Origin of the sequence: Ureibacillus chungkukjangi (assembly GCF_044795995.1) — a bacterium.
Classification (GTDB): domain Bacteria; phylum Bacillota; class Bacilli; order Bacillales_A; family Planococcaceae; genus Ureibacillus; species Ureibacillus chungkukjangi.
In genome coordinates this window covers 2,292,378-2,308,034 of the sequence record NZ_CP085009.1, presented here as the reverse complement: position 1 = coordinate 2,308,034, position 15,657 = coordinate 2,292,378, and the positions used below count along the sequence as shown (strand labels likewise).

Below are 15,657 nucleotides of genomic sequence, written 5' to 3'. Positions count from 1 at the left end.
CTCTTAATAAAAAAATCAGCTTCTTCAATTGTATGTAAGTATATACTCCGGAGGTTTCAAATTTTTTGTTAGAGTTGAGCGAGCTAATTTTGTTTTTCTTAGAAATTATGATGAAAAGGTGTGTGAGAGATGGATTTAACTAAAATTACTAGTCCATCCTTTTTAAAAAATATGACAAATAAAGAGCTTGAATCATTAAGTCGTGAAATTCGCTCTTTTCTAATTGAAAAATGCTCGATCACAGGGGGCCATATTGGTCCTAATCTTGGAGTTGTTGAGTTAACAATTGCTTTACATAAAGCATTTAACAGCCCAAAGGATAAATTTTTATGGGATGTAGGCCATCAAGCTTATGTTCATAAAATTTTAACAGGTCGTGCAGATCAATTTGATACATTACGTCAATATAAAGGTCTTAGTGGTTTTCCTAAACGATTAGAAAGTGAACATGATGAATGGGAAACAGGTCATAGTTCAACATCACTTTCAGCCGCTATGGGTATGGCAATTGCTCGTGATATTAAAAAGGAATCTAATTATGTTGTTCCGATAATCGGAGACGGTGCATTAACAGGTGGAATGGCCTTAGAAGCATTAAATCATATCGGACATGAGAAAAAGAATATGATCGTTATTTTAAATGATAACGAAATGTCTATTGCACCTAACGTAGGTGCTTTGCACAGTATTTTAGGCCGACTGCGTACAGCAAAGGAGTATTCAAAAGCAAAAGAAGAGCTAGAAGTGCTTATGAAGAAAATTCCTGTATTAGGCGGAAAAGTTGCTAGTACAGCTGAACGTGTTAAGGATAGCTTGAAATACTTAGTAGTTTCTGGTGTCTTCTTTGAAGAAATGGGCTTCAAATATTTAGGGCCAATCGATGGTCATGATTTTGAGGCATTAGAAAAAACCTTGGAATATGCAAAAAAAGTAAAAGGACCTGTAATTGTTCATGTGATTACGAAAAAAGGGAAGGGCTATAAACCTGCAGAGGAAGATACTGTAGGGACATGGCATGGAACTGGCCCGTATAAAATGGAAACAGGTGACTTTGTCAAAGCAAAGGCAAAAGGTCCAGGCTGGAGTAATTTAATCTCTGACTCAGTACGTAAGCTTATGGAAAATGAAGAGCGAATTGTAGCAATCACGCCTGCGATGCCTGTTGGTTCTAAGATGGAGGGTATACAACGAGACTTCCCAAATCGATTCTTTGATGTCGGCATTGCAGAACAGCATGCAACGACAATGGCAGCTGGAATTGCTACACAAGGAATGAAGCCTTATTTAGCTATTTATTCTACTTTCCTTCAAAGAGCTTATGACCAAGTATTACATGATATCGCTAGACCAAACTTAAATGTAGTTATTGGAATTGACCGTTCAGGTTTAGTTGGTGCTGATGGCGAAACTCACCAGGGTGTGTTTGATATTTCATTCCTGCGTCACTTACCAAACATGGTGTTAATGATGCCTAAGGATGAAAATGAAGGTCAGCATATGGTGAAAACGGCCTTTGAATATAACGATGGACCAATTGCATTGCGCTATCCTCGTGGTAATGGATTAGGCGTTGTGATGGATGAAGAAATGAAAACCATTCCAATTGGCAGCTGGGAAGTACTTAAAGAGGGGCAAGATGCTTGTATCTTAACCTTTGGTACTACAATCCCTATGGCAATGGAGGCATCATCAGAGCTTGCTGAACAAGGCATAGATGTGAAAATTGTAAATGCTCGTTTTATCAAGCCGCTTGATGAAAATATGTTACATGAATTGTTAGCAAAGAAAATGCCGATTTTAACGATTGAAGAAGCCATCCTACAAGGTGGATTCGGTAGTGCGGTACTAGAATTTGCAAGCGACAATCAGTATGTCGATGTAATGATTGATCGTATGGGTATTCCTGATTTGTTTATCGAACAAGGTAACGTCGATCAGTTATTAGAAGAAATTCATTTAACAAAAGAGGATGCAATTGCTCGTATAGAACAACTAGTAAAGAGCAACAAAGTAATAGGATCTAAATTAGTATGACAAAACAAATAAAAGAGCGAGTGGACATTTTGCTTGTTGAAAGAGGCTTATGTGAGACTCGTGAAAAAGCAAAACGTTCTATAATGGCAGGTCTTGTTTATTCAAACGAAACAAGAATTGATAAGGCTGGAGAAAAAATTTCTATTGAGGCACCACTTCAACTTAAAGGCTCACAGCTAAAATATGTGAGTCGTGGCGGCCTTAAATTAGAGAAAGCATTAGAAATCTTTGATATGTCAGTATCAGGAAAGTTAATGCTGGACATTGGCTCTTCTACAGGTGGATTTACGGATTGTGCTCTGCAAAATGGTGCAAAGCATTGCTATGCACTTGATGTAGGCTCAAATCAGTTAGCATGGAAAATTCGCTCAGATGAACGTGTAACTGTTATGGAAAAGACAAATTTTCGATATTCAAAGCCTGAGGATTTTACAGAAGGCTTGCCGGAATTTGCAACAATTGATGTATCCTTTATTTCGTTATCACTTATTTTACCTGTTTTAAAAACAATCTTAATTCCTGGTGGAGATGTCATGGCTTTAGTAAAGCCACAATTTGAGGCTGGAAGAGAGAATGTTGGGAAAAAGGGAATTGTCCGTGATCCCAAAGTGCATTTAGATGTACTTGAAGAAACAGCAAATATGGCAACGAAAATTGGTTTTGTTGTGAAGAATGCTTCTTATTCTCCTATAACAGGAGGAGAAGGGAATATCGAATTTTTATTCCATTTGGTCAATCCAAAAGAAGACCAAGTAGTTGAAGCCTTTACGAGCTTTAAAGAAGTAGTAGATTTTGCTCATAATGAATTAAAATAATGGTAGTGGGTGGCTCTGATTCTAGGGCTATCCACTTTTTCTTGTGGTTTTATTTATGAAATGTTAGTATAAATATACATAAATATTCATAAGAGGTGAATGCAATGAACAAAGGTCAACGTCATATGCGCATAAGAGAAATCGTAACAAATAACGAAATTGAGACACAAGATGATTTAGTAGATTGCTTAAAACAAGCTGGGTATAACGTCACGCAAGCGACAGTTTCACGTGATATAAAAGAATTGCATCTCGTAAAGGTACCATTACAGGATGGTCGTTATAAATACAGCTTACCTGCTGACCAACGCTTTAATCCTTTGCAAAAATTACAAAGAGCATTATCGGATTCGTTCGTTAGTATTGATGGTGTGGCGCACTTTTTAATGTTAAAATCTTTACCTGGTAATGGGAATGCAATCGCAGTTTTAATCGATCATTTAGAATGGCCGGAAATATTAGGTACGCTTTCTGGTGATGATACAATTTTGATTATTTGCCGTCGAGAAGAAGACCGTGAAGATATTAAAGAACGAATTATTGGGATGATTTAATTTATTATTTTATACAATGCGTAGAATTCCACGCTTCGTATGACTTTATTCATGTTTGGCTTTTTATTATTTAAGCAAACTTAAGAGGTGATGTATGTTTGTTAAAGGAACTTAGTATTCGTAACTTCGCAATTATAGATGATTTAACTGTGGATTTTTCAGAGGGACTAACGGTTTTAACAGGGGAGACAGGTGCAGGGAAGTCGATCATTATAGATGCTGTCCATTTACTCGCAGGTGGACGAGCTTCACTGGAATTTATAAGACATGGTGCGAAAAAGGCTGAGCTAACAGGGTTATTTATGGTTTTGAATGAAAGCCATCCTATTTATGAAAAACTTCAAGAATACGGAGTCGACATTGATGAGGGAATGATTATTCTTCGTCGAGACATCAACGAAAATGGAAAAAGTGTTTGCCGTGTTAATGGGAAATTAGTAACACTTTCTATTCTTCGAGAAATTGGTTCCACATTAATTGACATTCATGGACAGCATGAAAGCCAGGAGCTTATGGATGAAAAGAGACATATATATCTGCTTGACCATTTTGCCCATAATGAGTTAGCGCCAATCAAAGAAAAATATACAGAAAAATATCAAGCATATAGAGAATTTAAGCGTGAAATTGCATCCATTAATATCGATGAACAACGTCTTGCTCAAAGAATTGATTTATATCAATTCCAAATTGGTGAATTAGAAGAAGCAAGCTTGAAATTAGGAGAAGAAGAACAGCTAGTAGAAGAACGTAGACGCTTATCTAATTTCCACAAAATTTTTGAACGCGCCAATATTGCCTATGAATCCATTTCTGGAGAGTTGAAGGGCTTAGATAATATTGGGGATGCTATGAATGCTCTAGAGGATGTCGTCGAATTGGATGAGCAATTTAAAGAATCCACTGAAACGGTAAGCTCTGCTTTTTATGCACTGCAGGATGCTGCATATCAAATTAAAAATGTCCTAGATGATCTAGAATTCGACCCAGAACGTTTAAATGATGTAGAGCATCGATTGGCACAATATCAAACGATGAAAAGAAAATATGGAAATACAGTTGAAGAAATTTTAATTTATTTTGAGAAAATTCAAGATGAATTAATCCAACTTCAAAATCGAGATGAAACAATTCAAAATTACGAGAAAAAATTGAACAAGATGGAAGAAGAGCTTGAGCACTTAGCCCTTTCATTAACGAAGATTCGAAAGCAATGTGCAACAAAATTAAGTGAAGCCATTATGGAGCAATTGCGTGATTTACATATGGAAAAAGCGAAATTCATTGTTAATTTTGAAACCTTACATAGTTTCGATTTGAATGGGAAAGACTATGTATCATTCTATATATCAACAAATGTAGGTGAACCACCTAAATCATTACCAAAAATTGCATCCGGTGGAGAGTTATCTCGAATTATGCTAGCACTTAAAACAATGTTTTCCTCATCTAACGGTATTACTTCGATTATTTTTGATGAGGTTGACACAGGTGTTAGTGGCCGTGTTGCACAAGCGATTGCTGAAAAAATTGCAGCTATTTCGGTTTCTTCACAAGTATTATGTATTTCCCATTTACCACAAGTTGCAGCAATGGCAGATCAGCATTATTTAATTCGCAAACAGGTGGAACAAAATAGAACATATACAACGGTTTCTAATATTGATATTCAAAATCGAGTAGAAGAAATCAGTCGTATGATGAGTGGTTCAGAAATAACTGACCTTACATTACAGCACGCTTCTGAACTTTTAAAACTTGCCGAAGTTAGAAAACAAGAAATGAAAAACTTGTTTGTTTAACTGCAAAAAAGAATTTATTTTTCGCTTAAATATTTGTCAAATGTAGTTTTAGGAGTAGCAATCACAGGGCTACTCCTTTATTCCCCCTTTCTTTAGATTTCTCACGACAAATATTTACCTCTCATTATTGATGTACAAGTGACACATAGTAAATGTACAAATCTTAAAGGAGGTGGACTATGAAGTGCCATTTGCGTAATCTGTTGACTTTTCTATTACTCATGGTGTTCATTTTATCGCCAAATGCTGAAGCCTTTGCGAAAAAATTAATACCAATGGGCGAATCAATTGGGATACAGTTACAATTGCCATTTGTTTACGTTGCCCATGATGTACTTTTGCCAAATGGACAATGGCTAAAAAAAGGTGACGTAATTAAAGGAGTAAACGGCTCAGAAGTAACATCAGTTGATAAAATTAAACAACAGTTAGACTCCAAAGAGCTTACGTTATCCGTAAAACAAAAAGCACAAGAGCAACGTGATATTTCATTGACAAGCGAGCAGGCAAACAATATTTTGCCCTTTTTGAAAGATGAAACGGATGGCATCGGGACATTAACCTTTATAGATCCGGAATCAAAACAATACGGCGCGTTGGGTCATCAAATAATTGATGGTGTGTTAAATGAACCACCAGATTTTACAGATGGATCAATATTTTTAGCCTCCATTGAACAAATAAAGAAAAGCAGTCCGGGTAATCCTGGCTATAAAATCTCAGTAATTGAAAATAACAACATTCGTTTAGGGAATGTCAAATCGAATGATCTATATGGTATTTTTGGTAGCTGGGAAAGTGAAATAAAGAACAATTTGCGAAAACCGATTGAAATAATGAAAGATGAAGAAATTGCACTAGGTAAAGCTGAGATTTACACGGCTATAGAAGGATCAGAAGTAGAAGCGTTTGATATCGATATTGTAAAGATAGAGGATAATATCTTGCAATTCGTTGTAACGGATAAAGTGCTACTAGAAAAAACCGGAGGAATACTTCAGGGGATGAGTGGTAGCCCGGTTATTCAGAACGGAAAGTTTGTAGGAGCCGTGACCCATATGTTTGTCGAACAACCACAAAAGGGTGCCGCAATTACGGTAAATGAAATGTTAAAGAAAGAACCAAAATAAGGTGTATAAGGAATAAAGACTATATTTACTGAAAAGTATAGTCTTTTTCCTTTTTTTTTATTAAAATAAAACTAATGCATGGAGGAACATCGATTCTATAGTTGTATCTTTTTAGAAATATGTCGATTCAACAAGAAACATTCATACTACATAATTATTTTTCGCATAAAAGAAGGTTTTTACTTAAGATTGTCGAATGTAGTGTTGTCAAGTATAGTAAATATGTGGCATAAATTGAGATGGGATACTATTAAAGATGAATATGTGTTGTTTATAATCTAAGGGGGAATTTTTTTGGCGAAAGTAAGAGTGGCAATTGCTGACGATAACCGCGATTTAGTCAGAACGATGGAACAATTTTTTGAAAATCATCCTGATATTGAAGTAGTAGCAACTGCATCAAACGGTAAGCTTTGTATTAAAATGTTAGAAGAATTTCATCCAGACGTTTTACTTCTAGATATTATCATGCCACATCTAGACGGTCTTGGCGTTCTAGAAGCAATGTACAGTGATGACGCATTTGCTAAAACGCAAGTAATCATGCTTACGGCCTTTGGACAAGAAGATGTTATGAAACAAGCGGTTACATATGGTGCTTCATACTTTATGTTAAAGCCATTTGAATTTGAACAGCTTGTACAAAAAATTCTACACTGTGCTGGACAAAAAACAGAGAGTGTAAAAAGACAAAGCATCCTTCAACCAGAAGGACAAGCTAAAGTGAACCAACGTCAGTTAGATACAACAATTACAGCAATTATAAAAGAAATCGGTGTCCCAGCACATATTAAAGGTTACTCTTATTTAAGAGAAGCCATCCAAATGGTTTACTATGATATTGAATTATTAGGATCTGTAACAAAAATTCTATATCCAGAAATTGCGAAAAAATTCAGTACAACGCCTTCACGTGTAGAACGTGCTATCCGCCATGCAATCGAAGTAGCATGGAACCGAGGCAATTACGAATCCATTTCGCAAATGTTCGGCTACACAGTGCATCACTTAAAATCAAAACCAACAAATTCTGAGTTCATCGCCATGATTGCGGACAAGATTCGTATTGAATTGGTGGCTTCTTAAGAGATTATTTACTATAGCATATCTAATCCAGCTTAAAGCTGTGACTAGATATGCTTTTTATTTTAAAGGATAGGCAATTATGTAAGGTCTCTAGCAAGTTAGCAAATAGAATAGAAATAGAAACTATACTATTATCTAGCGATTGGAGATAAAATATGAAGATAAATTGGAAGGTTCGTATAAGGCATAGACAATTTTGGGTAGCAATTATTTCTGCATTCGTTCTGTTAGCAAATCAAGTGGCTTCTATATTTGATGTAGATATTACTCTAATGAGTGCGAAGATACAACAATCATTAGAATCGATTTTGCTAATTCTAGCTTTATTTGGAATTATCATCGACCCGACAACAGAAGGAGTTAAGGATAGCTCGCAAGCAATGGTTTATGTTAAGCCGAGATGTGATACTGATGACGTTCCTAAGTCGATTGAAAAAGTAGAGGAAAAGCAGCAGGAAATGAAAATTGAAGTTCAGCATGAAACAAAAATTGAAGTCATCCAGCAGCAGCAAGATGCATCAAAAGAAAAGATAGAGTAAATTGTCTTATAAATATTTAATTTTTTGAAAATATGAAATAATGATGCATCAAAAGTAATATTTTACTAATTTAGGGCATTTTGTCTAAACAAACTGGAAAATTTTATTTATACTGGTTTGTAGAGGTGTTTTGTATGATTATTTTTACTAACGATTTTATCGAAATTATCGAAGAAAATAATAAAGTGTTATTAAAAACAATTCAAGCTAACTTTCAATTAAAAGACTTTGACCAACTCGTACGTAAGTATCCAAGGATCAGATTGACCAATTTTGCTCTCCTCAAAAGTGCATTAGGTATGGTATCTACTCAACCGGTTGAAATTGGTCAATGGCTGCCAATTATTGAAATAGAAATTGCAAAGGATAATATGTCGGCAAATATCACTTTGAACGAAACGACTGAACAAATAAAAAATAATCAAAATAAAATCCTTCTCAATTTAGATGAACTATTAAGTAAACATCATATCACTCATGGTATTAAAGAGATTGATACTGAAAAAATAATTGCAGGTAAGACCTATTGCATCGCTGAAGGCACCGAACCTGTAAAAGGTGAAGATGCAAAGATTACCTATTTAGAAATTCCTGAAAGAAAACCCGTCATCCATGAAGATGGAAAGGCGGATTATTTTGAAATGAATTTCATTTTTGAAATCAAAGAAGGCGATTGGTTAGGTGAAAAGATTCCTGCTCAGCCAGGTATTGATGGAAAAAATATTTTTGGAGAAAGTGTACCAGCTCCATACGGTGATGATATACCGCTTAAATATGATTCCCAGGCTGCCTATGAAATAGAAAAGGATAATAAAATAATTCTTTATGCCTCAAAAACAGGTGCTGTTGAAAATCATCATGGACTTCTTACGGTGAGTAATCATTTAAAAATCGAAGGAGATGTGGGCCTGGGAACTGGCAACATCGACTTCGATGGTTCTGTTTCAGTCCAAGGCACCGTCTGTAGTGGCTATTCCGTGAAGGCTACAGGTGATATTTCCATTGAAAGTCCAGAAGGGATTACTGGAGCTAAGCTTATACAATCCCTAAATGGTGATATCTATATAAAGGGCGGTATTTTTGGTCTTAGTGAAACAGAGGTAGAAGCAGAGGGTAGCATTTTCGTAAAGCATGTGAATGATGCTAATTTGGTTGCCAAAAATGAAATTGTCATAGGATTTTATTCGCTAGGCTCTTATTTAGTGGCGAACATAATTTCTCTTGATGAAAACAAAGGGAAAATTATTGGTGGTAAAGCTGTAGCTAAAAATTCAATTATTACTGCATTCTCGGGAAATAGATTAGATAGAAGGACAGAGCTGGTAATCGAATGCTTAAGTAAACAGGAAGCTCTTGATAATATTCATGAAAGAGCAGCCCTTTTAAAAGGTATCCGTGAAGAAATTTTCGAGTTAACAGCAAAACTGCACGAAGCAAACCAACATAAGAGCAGACTTAACAGAATGCAACTGCAGGGCTTGCAGGTTTTACAAAAAGAATTAGAAAAAAAGAAAGTCAATTCTGAGCAGATTGATAATGAAATTCAGCAGCTGATGCAAGCTGTTAAAGTTAGTGGTAAAGAAGAGATTGTTGTGAAAAAAGAAGCTAATCCTGGTACACTCATTCAGATAGGTAAAAAATCCTCTTTACTAAATAAAAGTACACAGGGGAAGTTTTTAATAGAGTTTGGAGAGTTGAATGTATAAATGACAAAGCGAATCCCTATATTTGCCCACCGTGGGGCATCTGGCTATGCATTAGAAAATTCATTTAAAGCCTTTGAGAAAGCTCGGAAGCTTGGTGCTGATGGAATTGAGCTAGATGTACAGTGTACAAAGGATAATTGCCTAGTTGTGTTTCATGATATAGAGCTATTTCGATTGACGGGTGTAAAAAAGAAAATTAATGAATGCACCTACGAGGAATTAAGAAGGTATTCATTAGGTAAGCATATTTTGAGAAGGTTTTCAAAAGACAAAATCCCTACCTTAACGGAAGTTGTAGAATGGGCAAATCTTCATAACCTGCCTTTAAATATTGAATTGAAGGAATCATTACTTGAAAATCGTAACGCTGTTATTGACGGATTGAGGGGATTAGAGTTACCAAAGGGTAGTCATTTTTCCTCATTTCATGACGAATTATTACGTATTGTTAAAATGCAAAGACCAGAATTCCAAACGGCTATTATTATAACTAAGAAATACAACTGGCAGGAATTATCTAAACAATCACATATAGATGCTGTTCATGCACATAAAAGATATTATAAACGTGAATATTTTAGAGCTTGTATTGATACAGGTAAGGGCTTACGATACTACTCCATTACTGGTAAGGAATCATTTTTAGCTTACCCTGATCCATCAGTAATCGGTTGGATTACGGACTTCCCGGATATAGTAGCTAAGGCAGAACGAAGTAAAAATAATAAAATAGACGTTCAATTTTAAGGGATTTGGGTACCCTAAAATCGAACGTCTATTTTTATGTCAAAATAAATTGTTTACTGAACCTTTGGTGGGATTTTTCCATTTTTACGATCTCTATGGTATAAAAACCCAGCAAAAAAGCCAAGCCCAACAACTAAGAAAATAATACCGATGATAAATTGTAGCCATAACCAAGGGAATGGTGATATTAATTTACTAAATAATGTATCACGCATAAATTTGATTCCAGCACCAGCCATTAAAGCAGGAATCAACATAACAATAAAAGCTAACATCCTTGCCATTTTTAATAACACCTCACTATTACTTTTATTTTACAATGGTCAATTTGAAAGTCAAGGAACACTAAACCTTTACATAAAATGAATAATATTTTTGGATAGTTCAAAAAATTCCCAATATAACAATTTCGGGATTAATGGTTGCCTATTTCCAGAATAAAAAGTATGTTTAATATAGGTAAGAAATTTGTTAGCAATACTAGTATGATTTAAGTTCAATTAAGTAATATTCGAGAAAGAAAACGCTTACTTCTTGGAGGGATTGTAATGGAAATCTTTAAATACTTAGAAAAATACGATTATGAGCAGGTAGTTTTTTGCCAAGATAAAACTTCTGGATTGAAAGCAATTATTGCTATTCATGACACAACACTTGGCCCAGCATTAGGTGGATGTAGAATGTGGACGTATGCAACAGAAGAGCAAGCAATTGAAGATGCACTTCGTCTAGCTCGTGGTATGACTTATAAAAATGCGGCTGCAGGTCTAAACCTTGGTGGAGGTAAAACTGTTATCATCGGAGATCCCTTTAAAGACAAAAATGAAGAGATGTTTCGTGCATTAGGTCGTTTTATTCAAGGCTTAAATGGTCGATACATTACAGCGGAAGATGTTGGAACAACAGTATCTGACATGGACTTAATTCATGAGGAAACGAATTATGTAACTGGTATTTCTCCAACATTTGGTTCTTCAGGAAATCCATCTCCAATTACTGCTTATGGTGTATATCTTGGCATGAAGGCTGCTGCAAAAGAAGCCTTTGGTTCAGATAGCTTACAAGGTAGAACGGTTTCAGTTCAGGGTCTTGGAAATGTTGCCTATACATTATGTGAATATTTATATAAAGAAGGCGCAAAATTAGTTGTTACTGACATCAATCAAAAAGCAATCGATCGAGTTGTTAATGACTTTAACGCTATCGCGGTAGCACCAGATGAAATTTATCAGCAAGAGGTGGATATCTTCGCACCTTGTGCACTTGGGGCAATCATCAATGATGAAACAATTCCTCAATTAAAAGCAAAGGTAATTGCAGGTTCTGCCAATAACCAATTAAAAGATTCAAAACACGGCGATATCATTCATGAAATGGGTATTGTTTACGCACCTGATTACGTAATTAACGCAGGTGGAGTAATCAATGTTGCAGATGAATTATATGGTTATAATAGAGAAAGAGCTATGAAGCGTGTAGAAACAATCTACGATAGCATTGCTAAAATATTTGAAATCTCAAAACGTGATAATATTCCAACATATCTAGCGGCAAATCGTCTTGCAGAAGAACGAATTGAACGTATGGCGAAATCCCGCTCACAATTTTTACAGAACGGGAAAAATATATTAAATGGAAGATAATCTTTTGATGATTTGAAAGTCAATGAGGGAAGTGAAGTAGAAAATCTTTGCTTCCCAATTTGGTTAGGAGGGAATTTATTTGTCTCAAGAATATGATTTAGTCATTCTGGGTGGTGGAACAGGAGGCTATGTAGCTGCAATAAGAGCCGCTCAGCTTGGACTTAAAACAGCGATCGTTGAAAAAGAACAATTAGGTGGTACTTGTCTTCATAAGGGCTGTATCCCAAGTAAAGCCTTATTAAGAAGTGCGGAGGTTTACCGTCAAACAGTTAATGCAAAAAGCTTTGGAGTAGAAGCTCCTGAGGTAAAGCTGAATTTCTCGCAAGTTCAAGATAGAAAGACATCCATCGTAGAGCAGCTCCATAATGGTGTTAAAGCATTGGTTAAAAAGGGGAAAATCGATGTTTATTATGGAATGGGTAGAATTTTAGGGCCATCTATTTTTTCACCGATGCCAGGAACAATATCGGTAGAAATGGCAGGGCAAGAAAATGAAATGCTGCTACCAAAAAATGTGATTATAGCAACGGGGTCAAGCCCTCGAAATTTAAATGGGATAAATGTTGACGGTCAAACGATTCTTTCATCAGATCACGCTTTAGAATTAGAAGTATTACCAACTTCCATTATTGTAGTTGGTGGGGGAGTCATCGGTATTGAATGGGCTTCTATGTTAGTTGACTTTGGGGTGAAAGTTACAGTCATAGAGTATGGTGAACGAATATTGCCAACAGAAGATGTAGAAGTATCAAATGAAATGGAAAAACACCTTGAAAAAAGAGGCGTAGAAATCGTAAAAAACGCAAATATTCTAGCCGAATCCATAGAGCTGGAGAATGGCATTAAGATTTCTGCCAGCATAAATGGAGAGAATCAATCCTTTGTGGCGGAAAAACTATTAGTAGCTGTTGGGCGGATTGGGAATATTGACGGAATCGGTTTGGATAATACAGAAATTGAATGTGAAGGTAATTTCATAAAAGTAAATGAAGTATATCAAACGAAAGAAAAGCATATTTACGCCATTGGAGATGTCATCGGGGGTATGCAATTGGCTCATATTGCTTCACATGAAGGAATTGCAGCGGTTGAACATATTGCTAATGGTGAAAAGAAACAAATTGATTATACAAATATTGCCCGCTGTATCTACAGTTATCCAGAGGCTGCAAGTATCGGTTTAACTGAAGAGCAAGCTAGGGGTAAGGGGATCAATATCAAAGTAGGAAAGTTTCCGTTTAAAGGCATTGGAAAAGCTTTAGTTTATGGCGATGCTGAAGGGTTCGTCAAGATTATTGCAGATAAAGAAACGAATGATTTAATAGGTGTTCATATGATTGGACCACATGTAACTGATTTAATTTCAGAAACAGCATTGGGCATGCTATTAGATGCAACACCTTGGGAGATCGGTCAAACCATTCACCCTCATCCATCACTTAGTGAAATTATTGGTGAAGCAGCACTTGCTGTTGAAGGAAAAGCGATTCATTTTTAAACAATAGATTAATAGAATTTTTATTAACAAATATTGATTCCTAAACTATTTTAAGGGATAGGGTAAATTATTGAAGCTTTCCACTTTAGCGAAAGGGGATGTTTTTGTGGGAGAAGAAAAGATTAAACATCAGCAATTAGGGCTATCTGATGAAGCAGTACTAAAAATGTATGAGACGATGTTAACAGCAAGACGACTTGACGAAAGAATGTGGCTACTTAACCGAGCAGGTAAAATTCCATTTGTTATTTCTTGTCAAGGTCAAGAAGCAGCACAGGTTGGAGCGGCTTTTGCATTAGATGAAACAAAGGATTATATCGCACCGTATTATCGTGATATGGGTGTCGTTTTACATTTTGGTATGACACCAAAAGATTTAATGCTTTCTGCCTTTGCAAAAGCAGAGGACCCAAATTCTGGCGGACGTCAGATGCCTGGCCACTTTGGACAGAAGAAAAATCGGATAATTACAGGGTCATCTCCTGTGGCGACACAAATACCACATGCGGTTGGTGTAGCACTTGCAGGGAAGATGAGAAATGAAGACTACTTAGCGTTTGTGACCCTCGGGGAAGGCTCTACAAATCAAGGAGATTTTCACGAAGGAGCTAATTTTGCTGGTGTTCATAAGCTACCTGTTATTATTTTAGTTGAAAATAACCAATATGCGATTTCTGTACCAATTGAAAAGCAATTGGGGTGTGCAAAGGTTTCTGATCGAGCTATCGGCTATGGAATGCCAGGTGTAACTGTTGATGGCAAAGATCCATTAGCAGTTTATGAAGTTGTTAAAGAGGCGGCAGATCGTGCGAGACGTGGGGAAGGGCCGAGCTTAATCGAAACGGTCACTTACCGTTTGACAGCGCATTCGTCAGATGACGACGACCGTCAATATCGCACTGCTGAGGATATTGCAGAAGGTAAAGCAAATGACCCAATCAAATTATTTGAGAACTATTTAATTGAGTCAAAGACAGCAACAGAAAATGATCTTGCACAATTGAATGAAAAAATAATGAATATCGTCAATGAAGCTACAAATTATGCGGAAAATGCTCCGTATGCACCTCCAGAGCATGCACTGAAATACGTGTACGAGGAAGGAGAAGAGAGCTAATGGCAGTGATTTCTTATATTGAAGCAATTCAAATGGCTATGAAGGAAGAAATGCAACGTGATGAGCGTGTTTTTATATTAGGTGAGGATGTTGGTCTTAAAGGTGGGGTATTTAAGGCGACAGCTGGCTTATATGATGAATTTGGTGAATATCGAGTATTAGATACTCCTTTAGCAGAAAGTGCGATTGCTGGTGTGGCAATTGGTGCCGCTATGGTTGGTATGCGTCCGATTGCTGAGATGCAATTTGCTGACTTCATCATGCCGGCGGTGAACCAAATCGTTTCAGAGGCGGCTAAAATCCGTTATCGTACAAATAATGATTGGAACTGTCCTATCGTAGTTCGTGCACCATTTGGTGGTGGAATTCATGGGGCGCTCTATCACTCTCAATCAGTAGAAGCCTTATTTGCAGGTACACCAGGATTGAAAATTGTTATTCCTTCCACTCCATATGATGCGAAGGGCTTGCTAAAGGCAGCAATACGAGACGAAGACCCAGTATTATTTTTCGAGCACAAGCGTGCATATCGTTTAATAAAAGGGGAAGTACCTTCTGAGGACTATGTACTGCCTATTGGTAAGGCCGACGTAAAACGTGAAGGCGATGACATCACGGTAATAACATATGGTTTAGCTGTAAATTTCGCTATTCAAGCCGCAGAACGACTTGCAGCAGATGGTATAGAAGCCCATATTTTAGACTTACGAACTGTTTATCCATTAGATAAGGAAGCAATCATTGAAGCAGCAAGTAAGACTGGAAAAGTATTATTAGTGACAGAGGATAACAAAGAAGGTAGCATTATGAGTGAGGTTGCTGCAATTATTGCAGAGCACTGTTTATTTGATTTAGATGCACCTATTAAGCGATTAGCTGGACCAGATGTTCCTGCTATGCCATATGCACCAACAATGGAAAAATATTTCATGATTAATCCTGAAAAAATAGAACAGGCAATGCGCAGCTTAGCCGCGTTCTAAAAG

At 36.5% G+C, this 15,657-nt stretch carries 14 protein-coding genes; 13 read left to right on the top strand and 1 reads right to left on the bottom strand.

All coding sequences use genetic code 11. The annotated features are described in order from the left end of the window. Nucleotides 1–129 precede the first annotated feature (129 nt). The 9 genes from dxs to LG296_RS11380 all read left to right on the top strand — a co-directional run bounded on the left by dxs (nt 130) and on the right by LG296_RS11380 (nt 10,413). Complete coding sequence (gene dxs, locus LG296_RS11420) at nt 130–2,034, top strand: 1-deoxy-D-xylulose-5-phosphate synthase (RefSeq protein WP_107934856.1); 1,905 nt, start codon at nt 130–132, stop codon at nt 2,032–2,034. After that, a complete protein-coding gene (locus tag LG296_RS11415; RefSeq protein WP_107934857.1) occupies nt 2,031–2,849 on the top strand; it encodes a TlyA family RNA methyltransferase in 819 nt (272 codons plus the stop codon). The genes dxs and LG296_RS11415 overlap by 4 nt, the downstream gene beginning before the upstream one ends. 104 nt (nt 2,850–2,953) lie before the next feature. Further along, nucleotides 2,954–3,403 (top strand): transcriptional regulator AhrC/ArgR, encoded by a 450-nt coding sequence (ahrC, locus tag LG296_RS11410; RefSeq protein WP_107934858.1) that lies wholly within the window; start codon nt 2,954–2,956, stop codon nt 3,401–3,403. Nucleotides 3,404–3,501: 98 nt separating this feature from the next. Next, on the top strand, nt 3,502–5,205 hold the full coding sequence (gene recN, locus LG296_RS11405) for a DNA repair protein RecN (protein WP_107934859.1): 1,704 nt from the start codon (nt 3,502–3,504) through the stop codon (nt 5,203–5,205). Between the two features lie 179 nt (nt 5,206–5,384). Next, nucleotides 5,385–6,335: a SpoIVB peptidase S55 domain-containing protein gene (locus LG296_RS11400; protein ID WP_107934860.1), complete on the top strand. Its 951-nt coding sequence runs from the start codon at nt 5,385–5,387 to the stop codon at nt 6,333–6,335. Nucleotides 6,336–6,629: 294 nt separating this feature from the next. Beyond that, nucleotides 6,630–7,421 (top strand): sporulation transcription factor Spo0A, encoded by a 792-nt coding sequence (spo0A, locus tag LG296_RS11395; RefSeq protein ID WP_107934861.1) that lies wholly within the window; start codon nt 6,630–6,632, stop codon nt 7,419–7,421. Between the two features lie 155 nt (nt 7,422–7,576). After that, nucleotides 7,577–7,960 (top strand): phage holin, encoded by a 384-nt coding sequence (locus tag LG296_RS11390; protein ID WP_107934862.1) that lies wholly within the window; start codon nt 7,577–7,579, stop codon nt 7,958–7,960. 134 nt (nt 7,961–8,094) lie between these two features. Then, nucleotides 8,095–9,666, top strand: coding sequence for a DUF342 domain-containing protein (locus LG296_RS11385; protein WP_107934863.1), 1,572 nt, complete (start codon nt 8,095–8,097; stop codon nt 9,664–9,666). Next, nucleotides 9,667–10,413: a glycerophosphodiester phosphodiesterase family protein gene (locus LG296_RS11380; protein WP_107934864.1), complete on the top strand. Its 747-nt coding sequence runs from the start codon at nt 9,667–9,669 to the stop codon at nt 10,411–10,413. Nucleotides 10,414–10,466: 53 nt separating this feature from the next. On the opposite strand, the gene LG296_RS11375 is transcribed toward LG296_RS11380, so the two are convergent. Beyond that, nucleotides 10,467–10,697, bottom strand: a complete 231-nt coding sequence (locus LG296_RS11375) for a DUF2627 domain-containing protein (RefSeq protein ID WP_107934865.1) — start codon at nt 10,695–10,697, stop codon at nt 10,467–10,469. Nucleotides 10,698–10,961: 264 nt separating this feature from the next. On the opposite strand from LG296_RS11375, the gene LG296_RS11370 reads away from it, so the two are divergent. The 4 genes from LG296_RS11370 (at nt 10,962) to LG296_RS11355 (ending at nt 15,654) form a co-directional block, all read left to right on the top strand. Beyond that, entirely contained in the window at nt 10,962–12,056 is a 1,095-nt protein-coding gene (locus LG296_RS11370; protein ID WP_107934866.1) for a Glu/Leu/Phe/Val dehydrogenase, read from the top strand. Between the two features lie 79 nt (nt 12,057–12,135). Further along, nucleotides 12,136–13,554 carry a dihydrolipoyl dehydrogenase gene (lpdA, locus tag LG296_RS11365; protein ID WP_107934867.1) on the top strand — a complete coding sequence of 473 codons (1,419 nt, stop codon included), beginning with the start codon at nt 12,136–12,138 and terminating at the stop codon, nt 13,552–13,554. A gap of 166 nt (nt 13,555–13,720) precedes the next feature. Further along, nucleotides 13,721–14,671 (top strand): thiamine pyrophosphate-dependent dehydrogenase E1 component subunit alpha, encoded by a 951-nt coding sequence (locus tag LG296_RS11360; protein ID WP_107934915.1) that lies wholly within the window; start codon nt 13,721–13,723, stop codon nt 14,669–14,671. Then, on the top strand, nt 14,671–15,654 hold the full coding sequence (locus tag LG296_RS11355) for an alpha-ketoacid dehydrogenase subunit beta (RefSeq protein ID WP_107934868.1): 984 nt from the start codon (nt 14,671–14,673) through the stop codon (nt 15,652–15,654). Before LG296_RS11360 ends, LG296_RS11355 begins: the two co-directional genes overlap by 1 nt. Nucleotides 15,655–15,657: the final 3 nt, after the last annotated feature.

Bases quoted from the DNA above. Each gene is read 5' to 3' on its own strand.
- LG296_RS11370 (WP_107934866.1), top strand. From the start codon at position 10,962: ATGGAAATCTTTAAATACTTAGAAAAATACGATTATGAGCAGGTAGTT.
- LG296_RS11355 (WP_107934868.1), top strand. From the start codon at position 14,671: ATGGCAGTGATTTCTTATATTGAAGCAATTCAAATGGCTATGAAGGAA.
- LG296_RS11360 (WP_107934915.1), top strand. From the start codon at position 13,721: ATGTATGAGACGATGTTAACAGCAAGACGACTTGACGAAAGAATGTGG.
- LG296_RS11380 (WP_107934864.1), top strand. From the start codon at position 9,667: ATGACAAAGCGAATCCCTATATTTGCCCACCGTGGGGCATCTGGCTAT.
- ahrC (WP_107934858.1), top strand. From the start codon at position 2,954: ATGAACAAAGGTCAACGTCATATGCGCATAAGAGAAATCGTAACAAAT.
- dxs (WP_107934856.1), top strand. From the start codon at position 130: ATGGATTTAACTAAAATTACTAGTCCATCCTTTTTAAAAAATATGACA.
- LG296_RS11375 (WP_107934865.1), bottom strand. From the start codon at position 10,697: ATGGCAAGGATGTTAGCTTTTATTGTTATGTTGATTCCTGCTTTAATG.
- LG296_RS11385 (WP_107934863.1), top strand. From the start codon at position 8,095: ATGATTATTTTTACTAACGATTTTATCGAAATTATCGAAGAAAATAAT.
- LG296_RS11415 (WP_107934857.1), top strand. From the start codon at position 2,031: ATGACAAAACAAATAAAAGAGCGAGTGGACATTTTGCTTGTTGAAAGA.
- LG296_RS11390 (WP_107934862.1), top strand. From the start codon at position 7,577: ATGAAGATAAATTGGAAGGTTCGTATAAGGCATAGACAATTTTGGGTA.
- LG296_RS11400 (WP_107934860.1), top strand. From the start codon at position 5,385: ATGAAGTGCCATTTGCGTAATCTGTTGACTTTTCTATTACTCATGGTG.